Origin of the sequence: Rhodanobacter sp. C01 (assembly GCF_002001045.1) — a bacterium.
Lineage (GTDB): Bacteria > Pseudomonadota > Gammaproteobacteria > Xanthomonadales > Rhodanobacteraceae > Rhodanobacter.
The window spans coordinates 42,278-60,366 of sequence record NZ_MUNR01000004.1 but is presented as its reverse complement, the minus strand read 5'-3'; the positions used below and the strand labels follow the sequence as shown (position 1 = coordinate 60,366).

19 protein-coding genes and 1 riboswitch are annotated in these 18,089 nt (G+C 64.8%); of the genes, 10 read left to right on the top strand and 9 right to left on the bottom strand.

The annotated features are described in order from the left end of the window. Positions 1-163 precede the first annotated feature (163 nt). Entirely contained in the window at positions 164-1,114 is a 951-nt protein-coding gene (locus B0E50_RS00725) for an ATP-binding cassette domain-containing protein (protein WP_254427126.1), read from the top strand. Further along, a complete protein-coding gene (locus tag B0E50_RS00720; RefSeq protein ID WP_077439165.1) occupies positions 1,111-2,427 on the top strand; it encodes an ABC transporter permease in 1,317 nt (438 codons plus the stop codon). The genes B0E50_RS00725 and B0E50_RS00720 overlap by 4 nt, the downstream gene beginning before the upstream one ends. On the opposite strand, the gene dinB is transcribed toward B0E50_RS00720, so the two are convergent. The 5 genes from dinB to B0E50_RS00695 form a co-directional block, all read right to left on the bottom strand. Next, positions 2,417-3,520: a DNA polymerase IV gene (gene dinB, locus B0E50_RS00715; RefSeq protein ID WP_077439164.1), complete on the bottom strand. Its 1,104-nt coding sequence runs from the start codon at positions 3,518-3,520 to the stop codon at positions 2,417-2,419. The two genes, B0E50_RS00720 and dinB, sit on opposite strands and share 11 nt — an antisense overlap. Before the next feature lie 184 nt (positions 3,521-3,704). Continuing rightward, a complete protein-coding gene (locus B0E50_RS00710) occupies positions 3,705-4,592 on the bottom strand; it encodes a hypothetical protein (protein WP_077439163.1) in 888 nt (295 codons plus the stop codon). Between the two features lie 17 nt (positions 4,593-4,609). After that, positions 4,610-4,685, bottom strand: a riboswitch (S-adenosyl-L-homocysteine riboswitch). Positions 4,686-4,815: 130 nt separating this feature from the next. Continuing rightward, positions 4,816-5,172 (bottom strand): hypothetical protein, encoded by a 357-nt coding sequence (locus B0E50_RS00705; protein WP_077439162.1) that lies wholly within the window; start codon positions 5,170-5,172, stop codon positions 4,816-4,818. Then, complete coding sequence (locus B0E50_RS00700) at positions 5,165-5,662, bottom strand: sigma-70 family RNA polymerase sigma factor (RefSeq protein ID WP_077439161.1); 498 nt, start codon at positions 5,660-5,662, stop codon at positions 5,165-5,167. The genes B0E50_RS00705 and B0E50_RS00700 overlap by 8 nt, the downstream gene beginning before the upstream one ends. A gap of 9 nt (positions 5,663-5,671) precedes the next feature. After that, the gene (locus B0E50_RS00695) at positions 5,672-6,400 is read right to left on the bottom strand and encodes a hypothetical protein (protein ID WP_139350702.1); all 729 of its coding nucleotides are present in this window, start codon (positions 6,398-6,400) and stop codon (positions 5,672-5,674) included. 183 nt (positions 6,401-6,583) lie between these two features. Between B0E50_RS00695 and B0E50_RS00690 the strand changes: the two genes are divergently transcribed. After that, entirely contained in the window at positions 6,584-7,912 is a 1,329-nt protein-coding gene (locus tag B0E50_RS00690; RefSeq protein ID WP_077439159.1) for an amino acid permease, read from the top strand. Positions 7,913-8,083: 171 nt separating this feature from the next. After that, positions 8,084-10,222, top strand: coding sequence for a beta-agarase (locus B0E50_RS00685; RefSeq protein WP_077439158.1), 2,139 nt, complete (start codon positions 8,084-8,086; stop codon positions 10,220-10,222). On the opposite strand, the gene B0E50_RS00680 is transcribed toward B0E50_RS00685, so the two are convergent. After that, on the bottom strand, positions 10,216-11,583 hold the full coding sequence (locus B0E50_RS00680) for a hypothetical protein (protein ID WP_077439157.1): 1,368 nt from the start codon (positions 11,581-11,583) through the stop codon (positions 10,216-10,218). The two genes, B0E50_RS00685 and B0E50_RS00680, sit on opposite strands and share 7 nt — an antisense overlap. A 151-nt stretch (positions 11,584-11,734) precedes the next feature. Here B0E50_RS00680 and B0E50_RS00675 point away from each other — a divergent pair, with 151 nt between their 5' ends. Then, positions 11,735-12,145: a hypothetical protein gene (locus B0E50_RS00675; RefSeq protein WP_077439156.1), complete on the top strand. Its 411-nt coding sequence runs from the start codon at positions 11,735-11,737 to the stop codon at positions 12,143-12,145. 28 nt (positions 12,146-12,173) lie between these two features. Here the strand turns inward: B0E50_RS00675 and B0E50_RS00670 are convergent, their stop codons facing one another. The 3 genes from B0E50_RS00670 to B0E50_RS00660 are packed head-to-tail and all read right to left on the bottom strand — an operon-like array spanning position 12,174 to position 13,963. Beyond that, on the bottom strand, positions 12,174-12,581 hold the full coding sequence (locus B0E50_RS00670; protein WP_077439155.1) for a hypothetical protein: 408 nt from the start codon (positions 12,579-12,581) through the stop codon (positions 12,174-12,176). After that, entirely contained in the window at positions 12,578-13,048 is a 471-nt protein-coding gene (locus B0E50_RS00665; RefSeq protein ID WP_077439288.1) for an Mpo1-like protein, read from the bottom strand. Before B0E50_RS00665 ends, B0E50_RS00670 begins: the two co-directional genes overlap by 4 nt. Before the next feature lie 18 nt (positions 13,049-13,066). Further along, positions 13,067-13,963 (bottom strand): phosphoribosylaminoimidazolesuccinocarboxamide synthase, encoded by an 897-nt coding sequence (locus B0E50_RS00660; RefSeq protein ID WP_077439154.1) that lies wholly within the window; start codon positions 13,961-13,963, stop codon positions 13,067-13,069. 187 nt (positions 13,964-14,150) lie between these two features. Between B0E50_RS00660 and B0E50_RS00655 the strand changes: the two genes are divergently transcribed. The 5 genes from B0E50_RS00655 to B0E50_RS00635 all read left to right on the top strand — a co-directional run bounded on the left by B0E50_RS00655 (position 14,151) and on the right by B0E50_RS00635 (position 18,082). Further along, positions 14,151-14,420 (top strand): c-type cytochrome, encoded by a 270-nt coding sequence (locus tag B0E50_RS00655; RefSeq protein WP_254427125.1) that lies wholly within the window; start codon positions 14,151-14,153, stop codon positions 14,418-14,420. Next, on the top strand, positions 14,417-15,238 hold the full coding sequence (gene djlA / locus B0E50_RS00650) for a co-chaperone DjlA (protein WP_077439152.1): 822 nt from the start codon (positions 14,417-14,419) through the stop codon (positions 15,236-15,238). The genes B0E50_RS00655 and djlA overlap by 4 nt, the downstream gene beginning before the upstream one ends. A 135-nt stretch (positions 15,239-15,373) precedes the next feature. Then, positions 15,374-16,042, top strand: coding sequence for a ribulose-phosphate 3-epimerase (gene rpe / locus B0E50_RS00645; protein WP_077439151.1), 669 nt, complete (start codon positions 15,374-15,376; stop codon positions 16,040-16,042). Between the two features lie 748 nt (positions 16,043-16,790). Beyond that, entirely contained in the window at positions 16,791-17,480 is a 690-nt protein-coding gene (gene pdsR / locus B0E50_RS00640) for a proteobacterial dedicated sortase system response regulator (RefSeq protein WP_077439287.1), read from the top strand. A 14-nt stretch (positions 17,481-17,494) separates the two neighbouring features. Then, complete coding sequence (locus tag B0E50_RS00635) at positions 17,495-18,082, top strand: hypothetical protein (protein WP_077439286.1); 588 nt, start codon at positions 17,495-17,497, stop codon at positions 18,080-18,082. Positions 18,083-18,089 lie beyond the last annotated feature (7 nt).

Genomic DNA, 18,089 nt, shown 5'->3' with positions numbered 1-18,089 from the left:
TCCAGTCACGGACAATGCGGGGCACACAGCGTACACGATCTGCGTGGCACGGCTGGCGATGGCGTCTGCGCACCCCGCCACAAGTCATCTACGTGCTTTCGCGCCTGCATGCTATTTTCGCGAAAGGGGGGCCACGTGCCCGACATGCCAGGGACACGGGACCATGCCATTGCCTAGCGTCAGCGTCGAATCCGTCACCAAGCGGTTTTCAGGACATACCGCAGTCAACCGTCTTTCGCTGGAGGTTTCCGCTGGCGGCATCTTCGGGCTGCTCGGGCCGAACGGCGCAGGCAAGTCCACCACGATCCGCCTGATCATGGGCATCCTTGAGCCGGACGAAGGCAGGGTGTCGCTGTTCGGTTCCGCGCATGGCAGCCGCAAGCTGTCGGCGCGCATCGGCTACCTGCCGGAAGAGCGCGGGCTGTACAAGAAGATGAAGGTGCTCGATCACCTGATCTTCCTGGGCGAGACCAAGGGCATCTCGCGTGCCGATGCGCGCCGTCGCGCGCAGGCGTGGCTGGAACGGCTGGGCATCAGCGAGTGGGCGCTGAAGAAGGTCGAGGACCTGTCCAAGGGCATGCAGCAGAAGGTGCAGTTTGCCGGTGCCTTGCTGCACGAGCCGGAGCTGGTGATCCTCGACGAACCGTTCTCGGGTCTCGACCCGGTCAACGCCCAGGTGATGAAGGACATCGTGGTGGAGATAGCCGCCAGCGGACGCACCGTGCTGTTCTCGACCCACGTGATGGAGCAGGCTGAGCGCATGTGCGACCGCATCGCAATCATCGCGCGCGGCGAGACCGTGGTCAGCGGCACCGTGGCGCAGGTCAAGGCGGGTTTCGGCGGCCGGCATGTGGCGCTTGGCTTCAGCCACGACAAGCCGCGTGCCGAGGCGATTCTTGCCGACCGTTCGCTGATTGCCCGGGTCGACGATTACGGTGCCTCGGCGGAACTGCAGATGGTCGATGGTGCCGACCCCGAGCAACTGTTGGCGGCGCTGGTGCACGCAGGGGTCGGCCTGCGCCGGTTCGAAGTGGTCGAGCCGTCGCTGCATGCCATTTTCATTGCCAAGGTCGGTGCCGATGCCGCCATCGCGCACGCCGGAGCAGCCGCATGAAGAAGATCATCGCCGTGATCCGCCGGGAGTTCGTCGAGCGTGTGCGAACCCGGGCGTTCCTGATTTCCACGATCCTGCTGCCGGTGTTCATCGTGATGATGGCCGTGCTACCGGGGCTGATGATGAGCGGCTCGGACCGCACCAGCCGGGTCGCTGTGGTGGATGCGTCCTCGGTGGGGCTGGGTCCGTCGGTCAGTCAGGCAATGCAGTCCGAGAAGCTGGGGGATGGCTCCTCGACCAGGGCGCGCTACAGCGTGCAGGTGTTTCCCGCCACGGCTGCGAACCTGGCTGCGGTACGCGACGGTCTGATCGCCAGTACCGGTTTCTCCGGCAAGGGGCAGAAAGACGGCTGGGACGGCGTGCTGGTGCTCACCGACGATACCCTGACCAGCGGCAAGCTGGACTACTACGGCAGCAACGTCGGTTCGCTGGATTCGATGTCGAAACTGCAGCGCAGCGTGTCCACCGCACTTGCCGGCGTGCGGCTCGGCAAGTCGGGCGTGGATGCGGCGCTGGTGAAGCGCGCGATGGCGCCGGCCGAGATGGATACCACCAAGGTGTCCGACGGCAGGCTGACCGGGCAGAGCGGTCAGGACTCGTTCCTGATCGCCTATTTCATGGGCTTCATCCTGTACATCTCGATCCTGCTCTACGGCCAGCAGACGATGACCTCGGTGATCGAGGAGAAGAGCTCGCGCATCATGGAGGTGCTGACTTCGTCGCTGACGCCGTTCCAGATGCTGCTTGGCAAGGTGCTTGGCGTGGGCATGGCCGGTCTCGCGCAGATGGCGATCTGGGGCGGCTCGGTATTCCTGGTCAGCAGCCAGCGCGTGCACCTGGCTGGCATCTTCGGCATGAGTGCGGATGCGGTGCGCAGCTTTCCGATCCCGAGCATGGCGCCGGGCCTGCTGGTGGTGTTCCTGCTCTACTTCGCGCTGGGCTTCCTGCTTTACGGCGCGCTTTACGCTGCAATTGGCGCGATGTGCAACACGATCCAGGAGACCCAGCAGTACGCGGTGTTCGTCACCATGTCGATCCTGGTGGGTTTCTTCTCCGTGTTCAGCCTGATCAAGGATCCGACCGGCAGCCTGGGCGTGACGATGTCGTACATCCCGCTGTTCGCACCCTTCACGATGCCGGTGCGCTGGTCGTTGAGCTCGGTACCTCCATTGCAGTTGGCGCTGTCGCTGGGCCTGATGGTGCTTGCGCTACTCGCCTGCATCTGGCTGGCCGCGCGGATCTATCGCACCGGCATCCTGATGTACGGCAAGAAGCCGTCGTGGCGCGAGCTGTTGCGCTGGATCAGGGCCTGACTTCCGACACCGGGCTGTCGAACAGGTCGCTCTGCGCCTGGTAGCTGTCCTGCTCGACGAAGCCGGCCAGGCCGACGCCGACGAGCCGGTAACGGCTGTCGGCAGGGCGCTCGACGCGTTCGCGCAGCGCGCATGCGATGTCGGCCAGTTCGTTTGCCGAGAGCGGTCGTTGCACCGGGGTGAGGCTGCGCGTCAGCGTGCGGAAGTCCGCGGTCTTCAGTTTCAGCACCACGGTGCGTGCCACGCGACCCTGCTCGCGCTGGTGCCCGGCCCAGGCTTTCTCGGCGAGCCGGCGGATGTGCGGTTCGAGTTCGTCGAGCAGCAGGTCGTGCTCGAAGGTGTCTTCGGCGGAGACCTGCAGGGTGAGGCGCTCCGGCTGCACCGGATGCTCGTCGATACCGCGCGCCAGCTCGTGCAGGCGGCGGCCCCAGCGTCCGAAGCGCTGCTCCAGTTCGGCCAGCGCAAACGCGCGCAGTTCGCCCACGGTGGTAATGCCGAGCACGGCCAGCTTCGCCTCCATTACCTTGCCGACGCCGGGCAGCCGGCCGATCGGCAATGGAGTGAGGAAGGCCTCGACCTGCTGCGGGCGGATCACGAACAGGCCATCCGGCTTGCGGAAATCCGAGGCGATCTTGGCCAGGAACTTGTTCGGCGCCACCCCGGCCGATGCGGTCAGCATGGTTTCCTCGCGGATCGCGGCACGGATCGCCTCGGCGGTAGCCGTGGCCGAGGGCAGGCCGCTCTTCGTCACGGTGACGTCGAGATAGGCCTCGTCCAGCGACAGCGGCTCGATCAAGTCGGTATGTCGCGCGAAGATCTCGCGCACCTGCCGCGACACCGCCTTGTAACGCACGAAATCCGGCGGTACGAAAACCAGCTGCGGACACAGCCGTTCGGCGCGGATCGCCGGCATCGCCGAGCGCACGCCGAACACGCGGGCCTCGTAGCTCGCCGCGCACACCACCGAACGCGCACCGCGCCATGCCACCGCCACCGGCTTGCCGCGCAGCGACGGGTCGTCGCGCTGCTCCACCGACGCATAGAACGCGTCCATGTCGATGTGCAGGATCTTTCGTGCGGGCGGGGCAGGCATGCGTTGATTCTATCGGTCCGGCGCAACCCATGTAGGAGCGCACCCTGTGCGCGATGCTCTGAGGTAAATGATGTCAAGAGCATCGCGCACAGGGTGCGCTCCTACAAAATGGCGGTTGCTCGACGTAGCCGTTCGGGCCGGGCGCGGCGTCGAAGGCGCCAAGCGAAGCCTCGCTGCGGATTCTTCAGTCCTCCTTCAACTGCGCCGCCACCAGTTGCGCCAGCCGTTCGGCCGCCGCCGGATAGCCGGCGAGATGCAGGAACGGCTCGATCAGCTCCAGCTCCATGATCAGGAAGCGACCGCCGCAGATCACCCCGTCGACGCGCACGTAGGCCTGATCGCCATGTCCGATCTTGGCGACGGCAGCCAGTGCGCGTTCGGCGGCGGCCAGCGTCGCCGCACTCGGCACGATCGGATCGGCGCTGCCGCCGTATTCGCCCTGCACGCGATAGTCACCAGCGGCCGGACGCTTGATCACGGCATGGCTGAACTCGCCGCCGAAATACAGCAACGACCATTCGCCGTCGCTGACGATCTCCGGTACGAACGGCTGCACCAGATAATCGTGGTCACGCGGCAGCCGTGTCAGCGCCTGCGCAAAGTTCTCGTCGCCTGCGGTGCCGCGCAGCGTATGCCAGGCGCCGCCGCTGATCGCCGGCTTGATCACCACCTGCTGCGCCGGCATCGTCGACAGCACGTCGCCCAACTCATGCGCACTGGCGAGCTGCGTCGGGATGATGCCGACGTCACGTTCAGCGAGTTCGAGCAGATAGCGCTTGTCGCTGTTCCAGCGCAGCAGGGCGCTGTCGTTGATGGTGGGGATGCCCAGTCGGTCGAGCCGGTCGAGCCAGGCCAGGAACGCCGCATGGTGCTTGAAGTAATCCCAGATCGTGCGGATCAGCACCGCATCGAACGCCGACCAGTCGACGTCCGGGTCATTCCACACGCAGACGATCGGTTCGAGGCCGAGGCGCTCCAGCGACGCCGCCAGATGGGCATCGTCCGGCTGGATGGACGGGTAATCCGTGGATGTGGCGAAAGCGAGCCGGCGAGACGCAGGGTGAGCAGGCATGGCGACATCTCCAGTAAGTGGAAAGGGCGCCCTTGCGAGGAGTCGCCTGCCGAGCGTGGCGGACCGGGATCCGCTGCAGCACCCCTCGGCAGCGATGACGCGGCGGGATCACCGCTGCGTACAAACCGGCAGCGCACATGGCGCTGCCGGCGACAGTGTTCCGAGGTGGATGATGCTTGTCAATTTGCGAGGGACTAGATCGTCGGTGGCCAAGCGGTGTCGTTCAATTCGACGATGTGCGTGCTGCCGGGGTGGCCGATTGCACCAGAAACAGACGCACACCGGCCTGTCCGCTGGGCAGCTCGATCGCGGCACCGTCGACGATCTGGATGCCATCGTTTGGTGGAGTCACGGCGGCGTGCAGGGCCGACATCAGCCGGGTGGTTTCGCGGTGCCGGACGATGGCTCCCGGCAGCAGCCATGCCAGTGCCAGCAGGGACATCGCGAACGCACTGGCGCCGGCAACGCGCAGGCTGTGTCGACGCGTACGATCCGATCGGGTAGCGACGGTGCGCTGCAGGCGCCGCAGTCCACCCGGCGGCGGCTGCAGGTCGATGAACAGGCGGTCGGATTCATGCATCGAGGGACGCTCCCATCAAGGTTTTCAATCTCTCCAGCGCCTGGTGCTTGCGCGAGGCCACCGTGCCGGCAGGAATGCCCAGCACCGTCGCGATCTCGTTGCCGCGCATACCACTGAATTCCGACAGCAGCAGGATCTGTTGCGCGGCGCGCGGCAGTTGCCGCAATGCCTGGTGCAGCCGGCGCGTGGCGAGAAAATCCTGCGGCTGCCCATCGGCGGTCAACGGTAGCGACTCCTCGTCCAGCTCCTCATGTCGCCGCAGCAGGCGCCAGCGCAGGCGGTTCTTCGCCAGGTTGAGCGCGGTGGTCCACACCAGTGCATCCAGCGTGACCTCGTCGACCTTGCTGCGTCGCTCCCACACGCGCACGTAGGCGTCATGGACGATGTCCTGACAATCCTCGGCCTGCCACAGCTGGCGATAGAGCACGTTGTAGAGCGGCCGTTCCAGTCGACGATAGCTGGCGTACAGCGCTTCCTGGCGCAGTGTCATGCCGCTGATTCAGGCGTGTGGCGGCAAGCGGTCCGCGCGGACGATGAACAGGCGCAAGGCAGGCTTTTCAGGACAGGGCTGGACAGGCTTTCCTGGCAACGCAGGGATGCAGGCCCCGGGGGCTTGCGCCAGTACCACGTAGTGGCCGGACTCGGCATCAATCTGGGTCTTGAGCATGGTGAGACCGTACCCGCTGTCGTCGCCGTAGCGCACCCACAGGTTGATGTTGTTGTCATTGACGGCATGGACCGTGAAGTCGATGTTGCGTGCATAGCCAGCATCTGTTGAGGCTCTGATTGAGCCGTCTTGGCCGGCCGACGCCATCGCGGCAAGTGTCTGGTCCAGTCGGAAATGCAGCGGCCCCATCGCCTTGCGCACCGTGTCGAGCGTGGTCGACAGCGGCTGCAAGGCCGCGTCATCGCTACCGGGGCCGGTCGCACCATCGACGATCCAGAACTGCAAGTTCACTTGTGCGGACTTCTGGTCCGCAGGCGATGCTTCGCCCAAGCTGGCGATCGCTGTGCTGATTGATGCCTGCGCATCGTGAGGAGCGTAGACCAGCAGTTTGCCCGGCGCAGGCATTGTGACATTGGCCATTTTTCCCAATGCATTGCCTAATGCATCGGCCAGATTGGGGGTCTGCTCCGGCGGCACGGCATAGATTCTCAGCTCCATCGGAGCATTGGCCTGCTTGGTGTGGTCGTCGGTGGGTGCCCGGCAAGCCGCCAGCGCCAGCAACAGGGCCGAGCCGAAGATGAGTCGGAGTGCGTGCTTCATGCGTTTCCCTCGCGGTGACCGGATGGCCGCCTTCCCGAATATATACACGCCAGTGCGAATTTCTTTCATTCGTGGTTCGGGCAAATTGGAGGCCTGTCATCCGGGACTGGCTGAAACACCATCCACAATGGCAAGGTAGCGGCCATGCTGACCGAACCCGCCAATGCCTATGCCCGTCGCCTGAACACCTGGGACGCCGCGATGATCGTCATCGGCGGCGTGATCGGTGCAGGCATCTTCATCACGCCGGCCACGGTGGCGCAGAACACCTCGTCCGGCATGCAGGTGCTGATCCTGTGGGCGATCGGTGGCCTGCTGACCCTGGCTGGCGTGCTGTGTTACGCCGAGCTCGGCGCGCGACGGCCGCAGGCGGGTGGCATCTATGTATATCTGCGCGAGGCGTTCGGTCTGCTGCCGGCGTTCCTGTTCGGCTGGACCATGGCGCTGATCAACTATCCCGGCAGCGTGGCCGCGGTGGTGACCAAGTTCGCCGTCTATTTCTGCCGGGCGCTGGGCCTGAGTCGACTCTACGAAATGCCGGTCGCGGTCGGTGCGATCGTGTTCATCGTCAGCATCAATCTGTTCGGCATCCGCGCCGGTGCATGGATGCAGAACATCTTCACCGTGCTGAAGGTGCTGGCGATCGCCCTGCTGGTGGTGGCCGGCCTGGTGCTGGCGCATGGCCAGCTGGGACTGGTGCTGGTGCCGGATACCACGCAGCCGGCGTCGTCGTGGGCCTTTGCCGGCGCCTTGCTGCCGGTGCTGTTCGCGTACGGTGGTTTTCATTACCTCAACGATCTGGCCGGCGAAGTGCGCAATCCGCAACGCACCCTGCCGCGCGCGCTGGGCATGGGCATGGCCGGCGTGGTGCTCTGCTATGTGCTGGTCAACTTCGCGTACCTGGCCGGGCTCGGCCATGCCGGCCTCGCGACCAGCCTGGCACCGGCGGCGGATCTGATGCAGAAGCTGTTCGGTGTGCACGGCGCCACCGTGATCGAGGTCGGCATTGCCTGCTCCACCTTCGGCTACTGCAGCATCGCGATCGCCGGCGGCGCACGCGTATTGCAGACGATGGGCGCGGACGGCGTGTTCTTTCGCGCGACGGGACGCGTCGATCCACGCACGCGAGCACCGCAGATCGCGCTGGCTGTACTCGGCGCATGGGCGATCGTGCTGACCGTGTCGGGCAGCTTCAATCAGCTTCTCAACTACACCACGGTGGGCGAGTGGCTGGGTCACATGTTCGGCATCGGCACGCTGTTCTGGTATCGCAAGCACTTCATCGACCAGCCGGCGCCGTACCGGGTGCCGTTCTATCCGTTGCTGCCGCTGATCTTCGTGATCACCGTGTTCGGCGTGATCGTGGCCAGCGCCATTCACGCGCCGGGCGATGCCGGCATGAGTCTGCTGATCATCGCGCTGGGCGTGCCGGTGTATTACGGCTGGCAGTGGTGGTCGCGCCGGCGTTCGTAATCCTGCAGGAGCGGCTTCAGCCGCGATGCTTTCAGCGGCACGGTTCGAACAAGAGCATCGCGGCTGAAGCCGCTCCTACAGATCCCGTCATTCCGGCGTCGGACCCTGCACGTTGAAATTCATCCGGCCGCCGCATAATGGCCAGACATCTCGTCACGAGGCCTGACGCACATGAACCGTCGAGTATCTATCTGGCTGTGCCTATGCTGTCTGAGTGCCTGTCATGCGGCGAGCAGCCCTGCTGTCGAGGATCTCGCCAGTCCCGATGCCATCGCGAAGGTAACTCTCGATCAGGTGCAGCGCGTGGGTGCCGTCGAACACGCAGCCGACGGTGTGGCGCAGCAGCGTTATGTATTCCAGCCGGCGACACAACCGCAAATCGTGTTGGCACCGACCAGCGGCACCTGGGACTGGTCGACGCAGGGTGAGTTGCGTCTGCGTGTGCAGAACGCCATGTCATGGGCGGTGACGCTGAACGTGGATATCGACGGTGCCGGCGCCGGTCAGCATCTCCACGCGGTGGTGGGCGTGGTGCCCGGGCCGGCGCAGACCCTGGTGATCCCGTTGCATGCCACATCACCGCGTGCATTCGGCATGCAGGTCGGGCCGCCGATGCCGTTCGACGAAGCCGGTCATGCCATCCTGCTGGCGACCACGGTGGAAGGTACGCTGGATTTGCACGAGGTTCATGCCGTGCGTATCGGCATGTCCGCACCGCAGGCGGCGCAGACCCTGTTGCTGGGACGTGTCGAGACGGCTTCCGGCGATGCGACGCTGCGCGACGCCTATGCCGGGATCGTCGATCGCTACGGACAGTACACGCGCGGACACTGGCCGGAGAAGGTCGATTCGGACGATGCACTACGCGCCGCCCAGGTAAAGGCTGGGATCGCCCAGACTGGCATCGTGTTGAAGGATCTGGATCGTTACGGGGGGCATCTGGATGTCCATGGCCTGAAGCCGAGTGGCTGGTTCCACACGCAGAAACTAGGTGATCGTTGGCGACTCGTGACACCGGACGGCCATGCGTTCTTCTCGCTCGGCGTGAATGCCGTGGTGGCCGATGGCGACCGCACTTACGTGCAGGATCGCGAATTCATGTTCAAGGATCTTCCGCCGGATCACGGCGAATGGACGGCGTTCTACGGTGGCAGCGACAACCGCCGGACGGATCAGGGGGCAAGTGCCGGCATCGGCTACAACCACGGCCGCTGGTTCGACCTCTACGCGGCGAATCTTTATCGCGTCGACGGCAAGAACTGGCTGGCCGCGTGGCGCACGCGCACGCTCGACCGCCTGCAGGCGTGGGGCTTCAATACCATCGGCAACTGGAGCGACGATGCGCTGGGTAGTGCGCACCGCTTGCCATATACGCGCTCGATCAATATCGCGGGCAACTACGCGAATGTCTCCAGCGGTTACGACTACTGGGGTCGCATGCCAGATCCGTTCGATCCGCGCTTCGTGCAGGCCACCGAGCAGGCTGTGGTGAAGGCGACTGCGAACGTAAGTGACGATCCGTACCTTCTCGGCTACTTCGCCGACAACGAGTTGGCATGGGCCGGACAGGGGCCACAAGGTCGCTTGGGGCTGGCGATCGGTACCTTGCGTGGCGATGCAAAGAGCCCAGCCAAGCAGGCCTACATCGCCATGTTGAAGAAGAAATACGTTGACCCCGGCAAGCTGGGCGCCGCGTGGAATCTGCCGCTGACATCCTGGGACATGCTGCAGGCGCCAGGTTTCGTGCCGCCGAATCCGGACGAAGCCCACCCGGCGATCGCCGAGGATTACAGCACGTGGCTGCGCGAGTATGCCGATGCCTATTTCCGCGTGGTCGCCGAGGCGATCCACCGGCACGACCCGCATCACCTGTTCCTCGGTGGTCGCTTCGCGGTGAACACTCCTGAAGCTGTCGCCGCCTGCGCGCAGTACTGCGACGTGGTCAGCTTCAACGTCTACGCCGACCTGCCCCAGCACGGTTTCGATGTGGCCGCGATGCATAAGCTCGACAAGCCGGTGCTGATCGGCGAATTCCACTTCGGCTCCGACGACCGCGGCCCGTTCGGCAAGGGCGTGGTGTCGGTGTGGGACGAGCGGCAGCGCGGCGAGGCGTACGCAAAATTCATCGCGGCGGCGGCAAGCGACCCGGATATCGTCGGTGCGCACTGGTTCGAGTACACCGACCAGCCGGTGACCGGGCGCCTGCTCGATGGCGAGAACAGCCATATCGGCCTGGTCGGCATTACGGACATCCCGTTTGGTGGTTTTGTCGCGGCGGTGCATGCGGCGAACAACGCCGTGGATCATTGACCGTGCTTGTCGCGTTCACGTTTGCGATGCTCGCCCTCGGCGATCACCTTGTAACGGTTGAATGACTGCAGCCACAGTGCGTTCTGGCTGGCATCGCCTTCATGCGTGGCTTCGTTTTCGCTCCCGGCGTCGGGGATGCGGTTGAACGGGATGCGCATCGGCGCGGCGTCGTGTTCCAGCGCCAGCTGCATGCTGCCGAAGTAGACCTTGTTGTAGCCGAACTTCGCGTTGATGCGGTCGACCAGGGCATCGACGCGGCGAGTGTCCTGCACCGGTGCGAACAACGAGCCGCTGCTTTGCGTGCGTGGTACCAGGCGCATGAGGGTGACGCTGACCGACAGCGGCGTGGCATTCCCCGGTCCGGGCAGCGGGTGTCGTCGGTTGCCGCTGTCCAGCACGCCGTTCAACAGCCACAGCAGTTCGCGGCTGTCGTCGGTGGGGTCAAAGGCGAGGTCGCGTTCCCAGCGTTGGTCGTGGCCAATGAAGCGGATGCGTACCGCCAGTGCACCGCTGAGCATCTCCTCGCGACGCATGCGCATCGCCGCCTTCACCAGCAGTTTCTTCAGCACCGCGCGGGCACCGATGGCCGTGCGCAGTTCCGGTCCCAGTACATGCGAATGGCCGATCGAGCCGCGTTCGGTTGGAGCGGTCGGCAACCAGGCGCCACGCAGCAGCCCCCACATGCGCTCGCCTTCGATGCCGCCCCAGGCGTGCCGCAGCCGGTGCTTGTCGGCGGCGGTGAGCTGCGCCACGGTGGTGATGCCGGCTTCGTGCAGGCGTGCTTCCATCGAGTGGCCGATGTCGCACAGATCGCGCAGCTCCAGCCCATGCAATGCCTGCGGCAAGTCGGTCAGTTCGATCACGGTGAGGCCGTCGGGCTTGCGCATGTCCGATGCGGTCTTGGCCAGAAAATCATTGGGCGCGATGCCGATCGAGCAGCGGATCGCACCCCCGGGTGCGGCCAGCGCGATTTCGTTCTTCACCTGTTGCGCGATCCCTTCGGCGATGTCGCGCCGGCGCTGGCGGCCAACCAGTTCGCAGGCGACCTCGTCGATCGAGCCGACGCGGGCGATCGGAATGGCGTGGTCGATCGCCTCGATCAGGCGGTGGTGCCAGACCACGTAACGTTCCGGTCGTGCCACGCGGATCTGGATCTCGGGACACAGCCGCCGTGCTTCACGCACCAGCGTGCCGGTGCCGACGCCGAACGCCTTCGCCTCGTAGCTGGCGGCGATCAGGCTGGTGGTTTCGGCAGCCACCGGCGCCACGCCGACCGGTCGCTCGCGCAGGCTCGGATCCTCGTGCTGTTCGACCGAGGCGAAGTAACTGTTGAAGTCGACGAACAGGCTGCGCAGGCTCATGGGACATCTCGTAAGCGGTCCGATGATATAGCGCACCCGGATCTCGCGCGGGGAGACGGGCGTTGCTGCCGCTCGCGCCGGGATCGGCTAGGCTGGCGGCAACGGACCGCGCGGGGGCGCGGTCCGTTGTTGCATCAAGGGGGAGGGGTTTATGGGTACTTCGTTGTTCGACGCATTGGCCAATGTGGGCATGCTTGGCAGTTTCGTCCTGTGCATCATCGATCTGTTGCTGGGCGCGCTGCTGCTGTGCCTGGCGTTTCGGATCGTGGTCGGCTACGTGCCGTCGTACACGCGCTCGATCGCCGTGCTGGCCTTGACGCTGGTGGCGATGGCGGCAGCGGTGGTCGTCTCGGGCATGCTCCTGCCGGACGACACGTATCGCCTGCCGATCGCCGTGGCGGCGGGGTTCGTGGTTGGCATCTGGGCGGTGAACCGTCTGCTGATGTCCCGAACCGGCGGCGGCATCGGCTACGCCAGGGCCAGCCTGGTGCAACTGGTCTTCATGGGGGCGGGCTTTGTGCTGGCCATGGCCTTCAGCGCCATCATGCACGGCATGCATTGAGTGTTCGTTGGCGGCGCTTCGGCGTCGGTCAGGCCAGGCTGGTGGCAACACCGAAGCTGATCGCCATGATCGCGGCCACTGCCATGCAGGCGCTGCCGGGACGGATGCGGTGCGCATCGATGCGCGGGGTAAGCCGCCACAGCAGGATCGTGCCGATCAGCATGTCCAGCACCAGGGCGCAGCGCAGCAGGCCCGAATTGAGCAATGGCGCATAGGGCGGATGCAGGTGGCCCTCGTACGCGGCCACGCCGACGACCAGCAGCAGGCCGATCATGGTCCACAGCAGGCAGGCCAGGTAGATGCGGTTGAACACCACCGCGCAGCGTTCGGCCCAGCGCAATACCGACCAGCCGATCAGGGCAAAGAACAGTGCGCCGATGCTGCTGTACAGCACCCACCAGAGCAGGGTGCTGATCAGGGTGAGCAGGGTCGTCATACGGCTTTCTGGAATCCCAGCTTGCGCAATACTTTGGCCATCAGCCAGGCGGGGCCGATCAGCAGGTAGGCGAGATCGGTGAAGAAGCTCGGGCGGCGCCCCTCGAAGATATGCCCGATGAACTGACCCACCCAGGCCACGACAAACACGCCGACTGCCAGCCAGCGCAGCGACGAACCACCCAGCTGGCTGAACAGCAGGTTGGTGATCACGCCCATCACGGCGAATGCGATGAGCAAGGCAATCGCCAACCGGCGCGAGTGTTTCCAGTACCAGTAGAACGCCAGCACCATCACCAGCACGGACCATGCGCCGGGGCGGGCCAGTGAGGCCGGTACCGGAATCGTCCACAGCAAGGCGATCACGCACCACACGATCAGCGGCACGCAGACCCAGTGGAACAGCTTGTTGGTCGGGTTCTGATGGTCGCTGCTGTAACTGTCGAGCCAGCTCTGCATGTCGCGCATGGTGCCCACTCCGGTTAGTCAGTCGAGTTGGATGCCGGCCAGCCGCTGCAATGCCTCGGCGTATTTGGCGGCGGTACGTGCGATCACCTCATCCGGAATCACCGGACCCGGCGCAGTCTTGTTCCAGTCCTGCGTTTCCAGCCAGTCGCGCACGAACTGCTTGTCGTAGCTGGGCGGGCTGATGCCGACCCGGTATTCGTCAGCGGGCCAGAAGCGCGAGGAGTCCGGCGTCAGCATCTCGTCCATCACGTACAGCTTGCCGCTGGCATCGGTGCCGAACTCGAACTTGGTGTCGGCGATGATGATGCCGCGCTCGGCCGCATAGGCCGCGGCCCACTGGTAGATCGCCAGTGTGGCGTCGCGCACCTTGCCGGCCAGTTCGGCGCCGACAGCATTGACCACCACGTCGTAGCTGACGTTCTCGTCGTGGTCGCCGACGGCGGCCTTGGTCGATGGCGTGAAGATCGGCGCGGGCAGCTGCTGCGCCTGCTGCAGCCCCTCGGGCAGGCGAATGCCGCACAGTGAACCGGTGGCGCGGTAATCCTTCCAGCCCGAGCCGATCAGGTAGCCTCGCGCGATGGCCTCGACCGGTACCGGCTTCAGCCGTCGCGTCACTACCGCGCGCTTCTCGTACAGCGCCAGGTCGGTGCCGGGCGGCAGCACGTCGGTCAGTGGTACGTCGAGCAGATGGTTGGGCACCAGGTGTGCGGTCTTGCCGAACCAGAAATTGGAGATCTGCGTGAGCATCTCGCCCTTGCCCGGAATCGGGTTGGGCAGCACCACGTCGAACGCCGACAGCCGGTCCGTCGCGACCATCAGCAGCCGCTCGTCGGACAACGCATAGACATCGCGCACCTTGCCGCGATGGATCAGCTCCAGGCCAGGCAGGTTCGATTGCAGCAGGGTGGTGGGCACGACGCAGGTTCCACAGAGGGGGAGGCGACCTATTCTAGCCGCTGCCGCCGGAAATGCCGGAAAGTCGCACCCGACAGCCGCCTTGATGGCCGCTGCTAGAATTGGCGACCTTTAGCCCCATCTGTTGCCGATGCGAACCTTATCGATCGCGGTGCTTTGCCTGGCCGCAACCCTTCCAGTACAGGTCATGAGCCAGACTGCAACACCGCTGCAACCCAGCCGGCTGGGCCTGTGCGCGGCCTGTCATGGCGAGACCGGCCATGCCGTCATGCCCGGCGTGCCGAACCTGGCCGGCCAGCAGCTGGACTACCTGCGCATTGCCTTGAAGCATTATCGGGACGGCAGCCGTGACGTGCCGCTGATGCGTGCGGCGATCGGCCCGGTCAGCGACGCCGACCTCGATGCGCTTGCACGCTGGTACAGCGCGCAGTCACCACAGCCCCAGGCACATCCATGAGCTTCTCCTACACGCTGTGGTTCGCCTTCTTCGGCCTGATTCTCGGCCACGTACCCGGCGCGGTCACTGGCGCGGTGATCGGTTTCATCTTCGACAACCTGCGCCACAGCCAGCGCAAGAACGCCACGCCGGAGGCCGGCGGCTTTGTCGGGCCACTGTTCACCCTGCTTGGCGCGGTGGCGAAATCCGATGGCCGCGTGTCGGAGCAGGAGATTGCGATTGCCGAACGCATGATGACGCGGATGAACCTGGATGCCGAGCTGCGCAAGCAGGCGGTGGTCAGCTTCAACACCGGCAAGCAGCCGGAATTCGATGTCACCCGTACCATCAACGAATTGCGCCAGTGGGTCGGGCTGCGACGCGACCATGCGTTCCCGGTGCTCGACGTGGTGATCGAGACAGTGCTGGCCGAAGGCAATCCGGCACCGGAAAAGATGGCGATCCTGCGCCAGCTTGCGTTCGCGCTGCGAGTCAGCGACATGGAGCTGATGGCGCTGATGGCGATGAAGGGTTACGCCTGGAATGCCGGCGGCAGCCAGCGTGGTTACGGCCGTGGCCAGCAGGGATATGGCTCGACCGGCGGTGGCTACGTGCCGCCGCAGCGCACGACGCAGGGGCCGGATCCGTATGCGGTGCTTGGCATCGAGCGCAGTGCGGACGACCGCGCGGTGAAACGTGCCTACCGCAAGCTGATTTCCGAACACCACCCCGACCGCCTCGGCGACCTGCCCGAGGCGATGCGCAAACAGGCCGAATCGCGCGCCAGCGAGATCAATGCCGCCTACGACCGCATCAAGGAACAGCGCGGCTTCAAATAGCCATAGACTTGTCCGCAAATATTTCCTTGCCATTGTGCAGGAGCGGCTTCGGCCGCGACGCTCCTGGACAGATAGCGAAAGCATCGCAGCTGAAGCCGTTCCTACAAGAACACACGAACCCAACCGGCAGCCGTCATGAGCAAGCAAACCCCGATCATCGCCCCATCCATCCTCGCCGCCGATTTCGCACGACTGGGCGAAGACACCGCCGCAGCGTTGGCTGCCGGTGCCGACTGGGTGCATTTCGACGTGATGGACAACCATTACGTGCCGAATCTCACGATCGGCCCGATGGTGCTGCAGTCGCTGCGCGGTTATGGCATCACTGCGCCGATCGACGTGCACCTGATGGTCAAGCCGGTCGATCGCATCGTGCCGGACTTCGCCAAGGCTGGCGCCAGCCTGATCAGTTTCCATCCGGAAGCGAGCGAGCATATCGACCGCACGCTTGGTCTGATCAAGGAATCGGGCTGCCAGGCCGGGCTTGTGTTCAATCCGGCCACGCCGCTGGATTACCTCGACTACGTGATGGACAAGCTCGATCTGATCCTGATCATGTCGGTCAACCCCGGCTTCGGCGGCCAGAAGTTCATTTCCGGCACGCTGGAAAAACTGCGCCGGGCACGCCAGCGCATCGAGGCCAGCGGTCGCTCGATCCGGCTGGAAGTGGACGGTGGCGTCACTGCCGAAAACATCGGTGCGATTGCCGCCGCCGGTGCCGACACCTTCGTCGCCGGTTCGGCGATCTTCCATGCGAAGGATTACCGCGCCGAGATCGCCGCCATGCGCAAGGCGATCGGCTGAGCATCAGCCACAAAAATCCCGGCGCAGGAGATCGATGCGCCGGGATAAACGTCGTCGGATGACGTGAGAGGAAACACCATGGACTGGTGCGTGCCGATACGACCGCATCGGAGGGAGGGGTCACGGTCGCATCGGCACATTCCACGGCAAATGGAACTGGCACCAATCAGTAGTTCTGACCGGGCTGGTTGCGTTTGGTTCCCGGCAATTCATGAACAAGCTGAACCGGTGGTCCGAGATCGTCAGGCTCGAAAAAAAATCCCCTCGCAGAGAGGGGAAAGGAACCACCATGTCGGACGGAATGCTGGTGTCGCGCGGGCTAGATGGGTTGCCAATCGGGATCAGGCTCTGCCTGCCCCGCGTCCGGCGCGACTCCCTTCGCGCCGGACGCACTCATGCCTTCCACGGCTGAAAATCTGAAAATGTTCGTCTGCATGGTACCAACACCGATTCAGTGGATGCCGAGGATCAGGCCGAGCAACAGGGCGCCCAGCGCCAGGGTCACCCGCAAGGGTTCGAAGCTGCGCAGTTCCGCGTTCGGATCGCGTTCGGTGGATTCGGCTTTCGACATCGTTCGGCTCCATGCGTGGTGCATGGTTCACATCAAACATCCGGGGAAGGCGCTGGCGCCGTCGCAATCGGGCCGGCTTGCCGCTGGCTTGTGGCAAAACGCGGGCACCGATGCCATATGGCTTGCGCAGTGGCGCTGCGCATAGCACGCTGCGCGCACATCATCAGGGAGTACACCATGGGCCGCAGCATTGCCATCGTCGAGGACGAGCCGCTGATCCGCGCCAACTACGTCGAGGCGCTGAACCGCTTCGGCTACGACGCACGTGGTTACGGCTCGCGACAGGAAGCCTCCAGCGCGTTCGCCATGCGCTTGCCGGAACTGGTGATCATCGACATCGGTCTCGGCGACGAGCCCGAGGGCGGCTTCGACCTGTGCCGCGAACTTCGGGCGAAGTCAGCCACGTTGCCGATCATCTTTCTCACCGCGCGCGATTCGGATTTCGACGTGATCTCCGGCCTGCGTCTGGGTGCCGACGATTACCTCAGCAAGGACACCAGCCTGCATCAGCTCGCTGCGCGCATCGCCGCGCTGTTCCGCCGGATCGAGTCGCTCAAGGCGCCAGCTTCCAGCGAGACGGTGATCGAGCATGGCGCGCTGAAGATGGAATCCGAGCGCATGCGGATCAGCTGGAAAGGCGAGGAGGTTCCACTCACCGTCACCGAGTTCTGGATGGTGCACACCCTGATCCGCTTCCCCGGCCACGTGAAGAACCGCGACCAGCTGATGCGCGAGGCCGAACTCGTCGTCGACGATGCCACCGTCACCTCGCACATCAAGCGCATCCGCAAGAAGTTCATCGCGGTGGCGCCGGAGTTCGACGCGATCGAGACGGTGCATGGTGTCGGCTACCGGTGGCGGCCCTGATGAGGAGCGCCGTGATGCGGTGTCTGGTTTGGGTGGTGGCCCTGTTTGCCTTTGCGCTGCAGGTGCAGGCGTCGATGCCTACCGACAATGTGCTGGCGCATGGTGCACGCGACGGCGATGCGCCGGCGTGGGCGATTGCCGTGGCATCACCGGCCGGCTGGACGCGTGACTGCTGCATGTACGCCAAGGCGATCGGCGTCGATGCGGTGCTTTATCAGGGCGAATGGACCGGCAAGCCGCAGCGGGTGATGGTGCTCAACGTGTCGCCGCGCAAATTGCCTACCCTGACGGACGAGGTGCAGGCGGACCGCAAGCATTTCCTGCAGACCGACCCGTCCGCGAAGGTGACGGGTTTCACCGTGCAGCATCGCGGCATGCCGTGCGAGGCAACGGTCTATCAGGGTAGCGACCATGTCGATGACGTGGTGGTGTTCTGCGATCCGGGCAAGGAGAGTGGCGTCCGCCTGAGCTGGTCGATGACCTTCGACGATGCCGATCCCTTGCGGCGCCCGCTGCTCGACGATTTCATGCGGGTCGTGGTGGCCTCGCGTTACCTGCGTGATATGGCGTCGACAGCGACATCGACCGCGCCTGGTCACTGACCGGGTG